This window comes from Agromyces albus (assembly GCF_004134825.1).
In the GTDB taxonomy this organism is placed as follows: domain Bacteria; phylum Actinomycetota; class Actinomycetes; order Actinomycetales; family Microbacteriaceae; genus Agromyces; species Agromyces albus.
This window is the reverse complement of record NZ_SDPN01000069.1, coordinates 1-10,679: the sequence shown is the minus strand read 5'-3', so window position 1 is coordinate 10,679 and position 10,679 is coordinate 1. Positions and strand designations below refer to the sequence as shown.

At 69.1% G+C, this 10,679-nt stretch carries 11 protein-coding genes; 5 read left to right on the top strand and 6 right to left on the bottom strand.

Going from position 1 to position 10,679, the window contains the following annotated elements:
- Both ESP51_RS19555 and ESP51_RS19550 read left to right on the top strand, forming a co-directional pair.
- The coding region (locus ESP51_RS19555; protein WP_206737373.1) for a hypothetical protein at positions 1–772 on the top strand (772 nt) is incomplete at its 5' end.
- Positions 773–949: 177 nt separating this feature from the next.
- On the top strand, positions 950–1,642 hold the full coding sequence (locus tag ESP51_RS19550) for a phosphocholine cytidylyltransferase family protein (RefSeq protein WP_129522540.1): 693 nt from the start codon (positions 950–952) through the stop codon (positions 1,640–1,642).
- A gap of 88 nt (positions 1,643–1,730) precedes the next feature.
- On the opposite strand, the gene ESP51_RS19545 is transcribed toward ESP51_RS19550, so the two are convergent.
- Positions 1,731–2,270 carry an ECF transporter S component gene (locus tag ESP51_RS19545; protein ID WP_164990609.1) on the bottom strand — a complete coding sequence of 180 codons (540 nt, stop codon included), beginning with the start codon at positions 2,268–2,270 and terminating at the stop codon, positions 1,731–1,733.
- Positions 2,271–2,353: 83 nt separating this feature from the next.
- On the opposite strand from ESP51_RS19545, the gene ESP51_RS19540 reads away from it, so the two are divergent.
- The 3 genes from ESP51_RS19540 (at position 2,354) to ESP51_RS19530 (ending at position 5,043) form a co-directional block, all read left to right on the top strand.
- Positions 2,354–3,151 (top strand): ABC transporter permease, encoded by a 798-nt coding sequence (locus ESP51_RS19540; RefSeq protein WP_129522538.1) that lies wholly within the window; start codon positions 2,354–2,356, stop codon positions 3,149–3,151.
- Between the two features lies 1 nt (position 3,152).
- Entirely contained in the window at positions 3,153–3,920 is a 768-nt protein-coding gene (locus tag ESP51_RS19535; RefSeq protein WP_206737372.1) for an ABC transporter ATP-binding protein, read from the top strand.
- Positions 3,921–4,038: 118 nt separating this feature from the next.
- The gene (locus tag ESP51_RS19530) at positions 4,039–5,043 is read left to right on the top strand and encodes a hypothetical protein (RefSeq protein WP_241843275.1); all 1,005 of its coding nucleotides are present in this window, start codon (positions 4,039–4,041) and stop codon (positions 5,041–5,043) included.
- Here the strand turns inward: ESP51_RS19530 and ESP51_RS19525 are convergent, their stop codons facing one another.
- The 5 genes from ESP51_RS19525 to ESP51_RS19505 form a co-directional block, all read right to left on the bottom strand.
- The gene (locus ESP51_RS19525; RefSeq protein WP_129522536.1) at positions 5,044–6,348 is read right to left on the bottom strand and encodes a hypothetical protein; all 1,305 of its coding nucleotides are present in this window, start codon (positions 6,346–6,348) and stop codon (positions 5,044–5,046) included.
- Between the two features lie 86 nt (positions 6,349–6,434).
- Complete coding sequence (locus ESP51_RS19520) at positions 6,435–7,361, bottom strand: glycosyltransferase family 2 protein (protein ID WP_241843274.1); 927 nt, start codon at positions 7,359–7,361, stop codon at positions 6,435–6,437.
- Entirely contained in the window at positions 7,348–8,160 is an 813-nt protein-coding gene (locus ESP51_RS19515; RefSeq protein WP_129522535.1) for a CDP-alcohol phosphatidyltransferase family protein, read from the bottom strand. The genes ESP51_RS19520 and ESP51_RS19515 overlap by 14 nt, the downstream gene beginning before the upstream one ends.
- A 5-nt stretch (positions 8,161–8,165) precedes the next feature.
- Positions 8,166–9,221, bottom strand: a complete 1,056-nt coding sequence (locus ESP51_RS19510; protein ID WP_241843273.1) for a glycosyltransferase family 2 protein — start codon at positions 9,219–9,221, stop codon at positions 8,166–8,168.
- A 129-nt stretch (positions 9,222–9,350) separates the two neighbouring features.
- Positions 9,351–10,679: S1C family serine protease (locus tag ESP51_RS19505; RefSeq protein WP_129522534.1), on the bottom strand; the 1,329-nt coding region annotated here is incomplete at its 5' end.

The window sequence follows — 10,679 nt, the reverse complement described above, 5'->3', positions numbered from 1 at the left end:
CGCGCGGCTCCGCGCCGTGGACGCTGCCGCCCCCTTCGCCGCCGTGGCCCGCGGCGTGGGCGTCGACTTCGCCGCATCGCCTCGCGCTGCCGCAGAATCCGCCGACGCGGCCCGCGACGCCGCGGTACGCTTCGAGGGTGCGGGCTGCTTCGTCTCACCCTCCGCCGCCGTCGTCGCGGCCGGCTTCCTCGGGGCGGGCTTCGATGCGCCACTCCGCGCTGCGGTCGACTTTGCTGCGGTCGACTTTGCTGCCGTCGACTTTGCGGTTGACCTCGCCGCTGCCGACTTTGCTGCGGTCGACCTCGCCGTTGCCGACTTCGCTGCGGTCGACCTCGCCGCTGCCGGCTTCGTCGCTGCCGGCTTCACATCTTGGGGCTGCACCTCAGTCTGCTCAAGAGCAGCCTGCTCGTCGGCAGCCGCCTTCGCCGCCGCTGACTTCGCGGCCGCTGACCTCGCTGCCGCGGGCTTGGCCGCCGCCGACTTCGCGGCCGCCGACGTCGCTGCCGGCCTCGCAGCTCTCGATTTCGCCGCCGCAGACCTCGCAGCGGGCGTGCTCTTCGTCGCACCCGATCGCGCCGGGGTCGACGAGGTTTCAGCCGCCGCGTCCGTCGGGGACTCCCCTGTTTCAGGCACCCCCGTGCCGGTGCCCTCGGCTGCTTCGTCGTCTTGGTTGGAGCGCGAAACGGAAGTCACCAAGCCAACCTACCAAGACGTCTCTCGCAGCGCTCATTCCTGCCTCGTCACGCGGTCCGCGAAGCTGGGGATTCACTGAACGTCGCATCACAATCCTGACACGACGTCCGTCCCCCGTGGTGGGGGTGGCGGCATCCCGGTATCCTGAACACCGGCATAACGGCGTGTCCATATGTGAACTTCCGGATGAATTTGCGGCGAACACCCTGCGATGGGTGTTGCGGCTCGCGGCATCCGACCCACCGAAGGAGATGCAGTGAATACCCAGATCGTGATTCTCGCGGCCGGCATGGGGAGCCGGCTCGGGCGGTCCCTCCCCAAGCCCCTCACCGAGCTCAGCGACGGCCGCACGATCATGGGTCAGCAGTTCGACAACATCGAGCACGCGTTCGGCCGCAACGCCAACGTCACGATCGTCGTCGGCTACAAGCTCGAACACATCATCGAGGCATTCCCGCAGGCGTCGTTCGTCTACAACGAGGAATACGACCAGACCAACACCTCCAAGAGCCTGATGCGCGCCCTCCAGGCTTCGCAGTCCGGCGGAGTGCTCTGGATGAATGGCGACGTGGTCTTCGACCCGCGCATCCTCGACCGCGCGCTGCCCTTCATCGCACGCGACCAGTCGTTCGTGACCGTCAACACGTCGAAGGTCTCCGACGAAGAGGTCAAGTACACGACGAGCGCCGAGGGCTACATCAAGGCGCTCTCCAAGACCGTCAAGGGCGGTCTCGGCGAGGCCGTCGGCATCAACTACATCTCGAGCCGTGACAAGGCCGTGCTCCTCGCGCACCTTGCCCGCGTCGGCGACCAGGACTACTTCGAGCGCGGCCTCGAGCTCGCGATCGAGCAGAACGGCCTGCTCGTTGAGCCCATGGACATCTCCGACCTCTACGCGGTCGAGATCGACTTCGCCGAAGACCTGGAGCGTGCGAACCACTTCGTGTAGTCACGCCGGCGCTGCATCGCAGCAGCACAGCAGTGAAGAGCGGATGCCTCGAGGCATCCGCTCTTCGCATCTCAGCGCTTGTGGCGGCTCACGTGAGCGCCCGCGCGACGCCGGCCCTCGAGAGCGACACGGCGATCACCCGGCCGAGCCACGTGAAGAGCACCGGGCTGAGCACGAACAGCGCGAGGTAGAGCGCCCAGAACCACGGGGCGTAGTGCTCGGGGCCGAGTACGACGAAGGTTCCGGCGGCGAGAATCACGCCGGCGGCTCCGGCGGCGAGGTAGTAGAGCGCGGGCGACCAGTTCTTGTACCGGGTGACGAAGAACGGCAGCTCGAGGAGCGCACCGACGAGCAGGCCGGTTCCGAGGAAGCGAAGGATCCATTGCGGCGCGAAGGCCGCCCCGACGAGACCCGCGATGAACCCCGTGAGGATCGCGACGCCCGGTCGTTTCAGCAGCGCGAGTGCGACGGCGCTCGGCAGGAAATGCGAACCGATCGTGATCCCGTAGAGCATGGGGACGAGGCCAGCGACGAGGCCCGCGAGATAGCCCGCCCCGGCCGCGAAGAGCCCGCCGCCCACGCCGATCGCAGCGCAACTCAAGATCACGCGGGTGCTGGTGCGGTGCACGACGCTCCTTTCGACGGGGCTCGGCACGCGCCGATCGTCTCCTTTCAAACCTACCGCGGCGCGGCATCTACGATGAGAGCGTGATGAGCTACGCCGAAACGCATCCACTGCAGCGAACGCCGTGGCACCGTTACCGGCACTCGCTGTGGTTGCTCACCACGCGCGACCTGAAGGTGCGCTACTCGACGTCGGCGCTCGGCTACGTCTGGTCGGTGCTCGATCCACTCGTGATGGCGGGCATCTACTGGTTCGTCTTCACGCAGGTGTTCCAGCGGCCCGTGGGCACCGAGCCCTACATCGTGTTCCTGCTCTCGGCGCTGCTGCCGTGGATGTGGTTCAACGGCACGGTCTCGGATTCGACACGCGCGTTCCTGAAAGACGCGAAGCTCGTGCGATCGACGAAGATCCCTCGCACGATCTGGGTGAACCGCATCGTGCTCTCGAAGGGCATCGAGTTCCTGCTCGCCATCCCGGTGCTCGTGCTGTTCGCCGTGGTCTTCCGAGCATCGGTCGGGTGGGAGCTTGCGCTCTTCCCGCTCGCCATCCTGCTGCAGGCCATCCTCACCGCCGGCGTGGCGCTCATCGTCGCCCCACTCGTCGTCTTCTTCCGCGACCTCGAGCGCGCGGTCAAGCTCGTGTTGCGCTTCCTGTTCTACGCGTCGCCGATCATCTACGGCGTGTCCAACCTGCCGGCCGAACTGCACATCTGGGCGGCATTCAACCCGCTGTCGGGCATCTTCGGCCTGTATCGCTCCGGTTTCTTCCCCGACGAGCTCGACTGGTTCAACGTCGCGATATCGGCCGTGATGTCGGTCGCGCTGCTCGCCATCGGCCTGCTGGTCTTCCGGGGAAGCCTGCGCCAAGTGCTGAAGGAGATCTGACGTGGATGCCACCACCGCCGTCTCGGCGCCCGACACCGCCATCCGCACCGAGGGGCTGGGTATCCGGTTCCGCCGCAACCGTCGTGGTCGCCGAACCTTCAAAGACCTCCTCGCCGGCCGCCGCCGCCGCACTCGTCCCGACGAGTTCTGGGCGCTCCGCAACGTGTCGATCCATGTGCGCCCCGGCGAGGCGATCGGCGTGGTCGGACGCAACGGCCAGGGCAAGTCGACGCTCCTGAAGCTCGTCGCGGGCGTCATGATCGCCGACGAGGGCACCGTCGAGGTCACGGGCGGCGTCGCCCCGCTCATCGAGATCACGGGCGGGTTCGTCGACGATCTGACGGTACGCGACAACGTGTACCTCACCGCTGGGCTGCACGGCATGACGGGTGCCCAGATCGACGCGAAGTTCGACGAGATCATCGAGTTCGCCGACATCGGCGACTTCCTCGACACCCCGTATAAGCACCTCTCGAGCGGCATGAAGGTGCGCATCGCGTTCGCGGTGATCTCGCAGCTCGAGGAGCCCATCATGCTCGTCGACGAAGTGCTCGCCGTTGGCGACAAGGGCTTCCGTGAGAAGTGCTACCGGCGCATCGACGAGCTCCTCGCGGGCGGCCGCACGCTCTTCTTCGTCTCGCACAACGAGCGCGACCTGCGGAGGTTCTGCACTCGTGGCCTCTACCTCGACAAGGGTGCGCTCGTGCTCGACGCCCCGATCGACGAGGTGCTCGACCGCTACAACGCCGACCACGGGTCGAAGGCGTAGCAACCGCCGATCACCCGGCACGGGAGGCCTGCCGAGCACGTGTCGAGCCGTGCACGAACCCGAACGGCGGCGCAACCCCCGCCATTCGCACGGGTCCGCCGCCTAAGATCGTCCCACTATGAGCGAACGCGTGCACAAGATCACATCGCTGGGCACGGAAGTCCCGCGCGAGGGGCAGCCCGATCCAACGGCGCCGGCCCCGCCGACCTCGCCGACCGGCGACGTCGGACGCTCCCGCGGGTTCGAGCGCAGTATCGACGCCGTGCTCCACATCCAGCGTCCGATCGTCGTCGCGCACCTCCGGAGCATCCGCCGGAGATCCCCGAATGCGACTCCTGAGCAGATCGTGCGCATCCTCGAGCGCCGCTACCTCGCCGCGGTCACGACCGGCGGGGCCGCGGTCGGCGCCACGGCGGTCGTCCCCGGCATCGGCACGGGTGTCACCCTCGCTCTCTCGGGTGTGGAGACCGCCGGATTCCTCGAGGCCACCGCACTCTTCGCGCAGTCCGTCGCCGAGGTGCACGGCATCGCCGTCGAGAACCCCGACCGAGCGCGCGCCCTCGTGATGACGCTCATGCTCGGCGGCGAGGGCGTCGACCTCGTGCGCCAGTTCGCCGGGCAGGCGACCGGAAAGGGAGTTGCTCGGAACGCCTACTGGGGCGAGCTCATCACCAACAGCATGCCCAAGGCGATCATGGGCGGCGTCGTCGACCGGCTCCGCACCAGATTCCTCAAGCAGTTCGCCGTGCGCGGCGGTGCCGGCATCATCGGCAAGGCGATTCCGTTCGGCATCGGGGCCGCGATCGGTGGCGTGGGCAACCACCTCCTCGGCCGCAAGGTGCTGCAGCAGGCGCGACTCGCGTTCGGTGCACCGCCACCCGTGTTGCCGATCGAGCTCGAACCGGGCGAGCACACATCGCTGGTGCGGTCGGCAGGATCGACCGTCGCTCGAGCGGGCGCCGCCGTCGGCGGCGTCGCCGTGGACACGAGCCGTGGACTCCGTGCCGCGGCCGGGCGCGTGGTGCGCCGCCGTGGCAGGTCGAAGCGCGCCGGTGGGGCTGCCGATGACGCGGTGACCTCGGATACCTCCGACACCTCGGACTCCGACGACGCCGCTTCCTGACTATGCGCCGAGCGCCTCGGCCTCGTCGTCGGCCTCCTCGGCCTCGATCTCGAACTCGTCGACCTCGGGCTCCCCTGCGTGGATGGCGGCGAATCGCGCCCACTCGTCCATGAGGTGGTCGACCGCGTCGTGGAATCGCGCGGTCGTCACCCCGGGGGTCGTGTCGCCGAAGTAGCGTTCGACCCAGACGCCGAGTCGTGCGAGTGCCCCCGCGTCGTGGGTGACCTCGTCGACGCGCGAGACCATCGCCGCGGCATCCGTCGCCTCGAGCCACTCGCAGGCTTGGAGGTACCCGCCGGTGTCGATCTGCGCCTCGGGATTCGCCGGGCGGGTGATGAGCAGGGGCTTGCCGGCCGCGAGCCGGTCGTAGACCATCGCGGAGATGTCGACGATCGCGACATCGGCCGCAGCGAGCTGCCAGCCGAGCTCAGGACCGTTGTCGTAGATGTGGTGGGCGCTCGGATCGGCGGCGTTGGCCGCGGCGAGCGCCGCGATGATCGCACGATTGGCGGCCCCGTACTCGGGGTCGACGACTCCGGAGCGCGGATGCGGTCGATAGATCACCCGGTGCCGGCCCGTCGCGAGCAGGCCGCGCACGAGATCGACGCCGTGCGAGGCGATCGAGCCGTAGGCGGCGGCTCCGCGGTCGCCCTCCCACGTCGGGGCGTAGAGCACGACCTCGCGCCCATCGGACGGATACGGCAGCGGAGACCCGTCGAGGTAGTGATCGGCCTGCGGGCGGCCGATCGGGATGGCGCGCTTGTCGAAGTCGTAGTCCCAGAGCACCTTCTCGAGCCGTGCGCGGGCGGCATCGCCCGCGATCAGCGCGTAGTCGTAGGCCTTGAACTGGTTCGTCGTCATGTACATCTTGTCGGACTCGCCGTGGTTGATGAACACATGCCAGCGGCGCCCGTAGCGCATCATCTGGAAGTTCTTCGCGTTCTGGTTCACGTAGAACACGACGTGAAGGTCTTGCTCGTGGATGACGTGCTCGAGGTCGGCAACCGTGCGCACGTAGGCGACGGGCAGCGGCGACTCTTCGAGCAACTGCAGTGCCGAACCGGAGGCGCGAGTGAGGATGAGCACCGGATGCCGCTTCGAGAGCTCGAGGAGCGGCTTGTACCACTGCCTCAGCTGGTAGATGTTGACCCTGCCGTCGGCGAAGTAGACGCCGACGCGGTAGTGGTGCGGTTCGAGCGGCGGGCGCTCGGCGAGCTTCTTCGCGAGCGTTCGCCGCGCACTCCGCGCCCACATGACGCCTTTCGCCAGCTTGATTGCGCGCCGCGCGTCTCTCATCAGTGCCACGGGTCAAGGGTAGCGAGGGCCGACTGGACGGATGCCGCGAGCCCCCGTTCGCGGGGGTACCGAAAGGGGATCGTTACCGTGGCGGCTCAGACGAGCGGCGGGCGACCGGCGATCGTCATCCGCCAGACCGTGCGCCACGACATCGGACGGCGCTCCCCCGGGTGCTCCCGCCAGCCTGCACGCCATCCCGCGAACCACGCCGAGAGCGCAGCAGGGCGGCGCGCCCATCGCAACACTTGGATCGCGGTCCACGAGCCGACGTAGAACGGCACGAGGATCGCCGGGAGGTTGCGGCGGGCGAGCCACACCCGGTTGCGAGCGTTCAGCCGGTAGTAGTACGCGTGGCGGGCCGGGTCGATCACCGGATGCGCCGCCTCGAGGTCGCCCGCGTACCACGCGACATGGCCCGTGTCCCACACCCGCCAGGCGAGCTCGATGCCCTCGTGCGCATAGAAGAACGGGTCGGCCCACCCGCCGGTCCGATCGAAGACGGCGCGCGGCATCAGCACCGCTCCCTCCCAGCAGGAGAAGACGTTGCCCGAGTGCGTGGGATCGCCCTTGCGGATGCGCGGGATCCAGCGGCGCGGCGACACGAGACCGGTGGGGTCGACGACGCGCGGCTGGATGAGGCCGAGCTCGGGGCGCTCGGCGAGCATGCGGCATCCGTCTCGCAGGAAGCGAACGCTCGGCAGGAACGCGTCGTCGTCGAGGAAGAACAGCACCTCGCCCGAGACGAGCGGCACGCCGCGGTTGCGGCCGGCCGGGATGCCGAGGTTCTCGGGCAGGTGCAGGGTCTTCACCCCGGCGGGCAACGGCGGCTCTGCTGAGGCAGGATCCCACCCGTTGCCGACGCAGACGACATCGGTGACGACGCCCTCCTGGTCGAGGATGCTCCGGATGCCGCGCGCGAGGTCGTCGGGCCGGGTGCCTTGCGTGAGCACCACTACGCCGACGCGCGGCACCGTGTGCGCCGCGGCGTTCGACCGCGCGTTCACGCCGTCAGGAACGGACACGACGCGACGCCATGATCGCCACGAAGTGGCCGAACACCGAGACGAATGCAAGGGGCAGGAGCGCGACGACGACGATGCGGTCGACGAGGGGCTCGCCGAAGACGAGGCCGACGAGCGCCGCAGCGAACGCGATGAGCGTGAGCTCGACCGAGTGGTAGAGGCGGTGGAACGGCAGGAAGCGCGCGGCCTTGCGGAGTTTGGCGACAAGCCCCCCGCGCGGCGCGGTCTCACCGGGGGTGTCGGCGAGCTTCGCGAGCCCCGCGTTCGCGCGTGCCACGTGCACCATGTCGTTGAGCGCCTTGTTCAGCACGATGATGAGGGCCAGCATGGCGCCGATCGTGGTCCAGAGGAAGTCGGCGGGGAACTCGAGCGGGTATGCCGCCGCCCGAATGCCGAGAGCGATCGGGATGAGGGCCTCGGTCGTGTAGTGCCCGACCTTGTCGAGGAACACCCCGGCCGGCGACGACGTGCGACGCCAGCGCGCGACCTCGCCGTCGCAGCAGTCGACGAGCATCTGCAGCTGGCCGAGCACGACCGCGAGCAGTGCGCCCCAGATGCCCGGAATGAGCAGCGCCGCGGCGGTCGACCACCCGACGAGGATCATGAGTCCCGTCACGCCGTTCGCCGAGATCGACGTCTTCAGCAGCAGCCAGGTGAGGTAGGGCGAGAACTGACGGAGGTAGAGCGACGCCGTCCAGTGCTCGGCGTTGCGGCGGAGGCGCACCTCGGGCGGCTGGGTGACGGCGCGGAGCTCGGCGATGCTCGAGGGTCTGGCGGAACCCGATCTGGCTGGGGACATCCGCGTCACCTTCCCGTGTGCTTTGCGATGTTGCTCGTCAGCGAGAGATAGCCGAGCACGAAGCCGAGCCCCCACGAGACGTGGATGCAGGGCAAGACTATGAGAAACCACGCCGCGGTGGCTGCGCCACGCCCGCGGGCGTAGGCGATGGTCGCGACGACGACGAAGAGCAGGTAGACGAGCGGCACGGCGAATCCTGCGAGCAGCCAAGGCATCCCGTCGGCGGAGGCCTGCACGATGCCGATGAAGCCGGCGACCAGTCCGAGGACGACCCCGAGCACCATGACCGGGGGCACGAAGTACCGGATGCCGTTGGCCGCCGGGAACCGACGGGCGAGTTCTCCACGCCAGAGACCGGTCGAGAACATCTGACGCCCGAGCCGTTCGAGGGTCGACCGGGGGCGGTAGGTGACGCTGAGCCGGGGCGTGAACCAGACGGTGCCGCCCGTCTCGCGGAGGCGGCGATTCAGCTCCCAGTCCTGGCCGCGCTTGATGCCCTCGTCGAAGAGGCCGACGCGATGGAGCGCCGAGGTTCGGAAGACGCCGAGATACACGGACTCAGCGGGACCCTCGTGTCCTCCCACGTGCCATGGCGTGCCGCCGAGGCCGACCTTTGTGCCGTAGGCGATCGCGACGGCCCGCTCGAACGGCGTCTCGCCATGCGCGGCCATGATGCCGCCGACGTTGTCGGCACCCGTGCGTTCGAGCACCTCGACCGCCACCCGGGCGTAGTCGACGGGCAGCATCGAGTGGGCGTCGACGCGCACGATGACGGGGTAGCGCGCGGCCCGGATGCCGATGTTCAGGCCTGCCGGCGTCGAGCCCACCTCGTTCTCGAGAACCCCCACGCGTTCGTCGCGCGAGGCGAGGTCGGCGACGAGCCCTGCCGTGCCGTCGATCGACGGGCCGAGTGCGATGAGCACCTCGACGGGGCCCTCGTAGTCTTGCGCGAGGATCGACTCCACCGCCGCGCGCACGTGCGATGCGTCGTTCAGCACCGGCATGACGTAGGAGACGCCGAGGAGCGGCGATGTCGCCGCCTCAGGGTGTTGCTCGGGCATGTTCCTCACTCGCGCTGGGGTCGATCGAGCCTAGCAGCAGCGCCCGCGGCGGGCTTCGAGGGGCACACGTGCGGCAGGGCCGGACCCCGTCGGATCCGGCCCCGCCGCACGGCAGACATGCCGCTCAGATCAGCCCTCGAACGTGCCGAGCGTGACCGACGCGGTGTGCGACTCGCCGCCCCGCAGGTAAGTGAGCTCTGCCTCGGCGCCGCCGGGCAGTGCGCGGACCTGCGCGGTGAGGTCGGTCTGGTCGGTGATCGGCACTCCGTTGAACTCGGTGACAACGTCGCCCGCCTCGAGGCCCGCGTTCGCCGCCGCGCCGCCTGCGCTCACCTCGGAGATGAGTGCGCCGACCGTGGTGCTCTCGGCGTCGCTCTCGGCGGCGGTCACCGTGGCGCCGAGCAGGCCGTGGGTGGCCGAGCCGTTCTCGATGATCTCCTTCGCGACGCGCTCGGCGAGGTTCGACGGAACGGCGAACCCGACACCGATGTTGCCGGCTTCGGTCTGCGCACTGCCGGCCGAGAGGATCGCGACGTTGACGCCGATGAGGTTGCCCTCGGAGTCGAGGAGCGCGCCGCCCGAGTTGCCGGGGTTGATCGCGGCATCCGTCTGGATGACCGGGATCGAGATCTGGCCCTGCTGCTGCTGCGGCTGCTCGCCGCCTTCAGGTGCTTCGAAGTTCCAGAAGTCGAACGGGCTCTCGGAGCCCTCTTGGCCGCCGTCGCCCTCGCCGCCATCGTCGGGCGTGGTCGGAGCGGCCGACGAGGCCACATCGATGCTGCGATTGAGTGCGCTCACGATGCCGTTCGTCACGGTGCCCGCGAGGCCCATGGGAGCGCCGATCGCGATCGCCGTGTCGCCGACGTTGAGGTTGTCGGAGTCGGCGAACTCGAGCGGGGTGAGGTCTGACGCATCCGCGAGCTTGATGACCGCGAGGTCGGACAGCGGATCGGTGCCCACGAGCTCGGCGTCGAAGAGTCGCCCGTCGCTCGTCTTCACCTTGACCGCCGGGTCGGCGGTCGCGCCGTCGAGCGTGACCACGTGCGTGTTCGTGAGCACGTAACCGTCGTCGGAGAGGATGATGCCCGAACCGGTGCCGGCGCCCTGGCCGCTGGAGACCGAGATGGTCACGACGCTCTCGCTCGCCTTCGCGGCGACCGCGGTGATCTGGTTGACCGAATCGGGGTCGTTCACGACGATGCTCTCGACACCGGCGCTGTCGTTCGAGACCACGCCGTCGTCGTTCGAGATGAGCGCGGTGATGCCGGCGCCCGATGCACCGCCGATGAGCGCGGCGGCCACGATCGCGGCGGCGACGCCGAGACCGACCCGGCGCTGCTTCGGTGCAGCAGGACCCCCTGTGGCGTCGGTGCCCTGCGCGGGCGCACCGGCGATCGGCATGGTGGGCTGGGTGTGCTGCGGGGGCTGCGGGCCGCCGAACGCGGGCGGCACGTGGCC

Excerpts from the sequence above, each read along its gene's own strand:
- ESP51_RS19540 (WP_129522538.1), top strand. The coding sequence starts at position 2,354 with ATGAGCTACGCCGAAACGCATCCACTGCAGCGAACGCCGTGGCACCGT.
- ESP51_RS19530 (WP_241843275.1), top strand. The coding sequence starts at position 4,039 with ATGAGCGAACGCGTGCACAAGATCACATCGCTGGGCACGGAAGTCCCG.
- ESP51_RS19515 (WP_129522535.1), bottom strand. The coding sequence starts at position 8,160 with ATGTCCCCAGCCAGATCGGGTTCCGCCAGACCCTCGAGCATCGCCGAG.
- ESP51_RS19510 (WP_241843273.1), bottom strand. The coding sequence starts at position 9,221 with ATGCCCGAGCAACACCCTGAGGCGGCGACATCGCCGCTCCTCGGCGTC.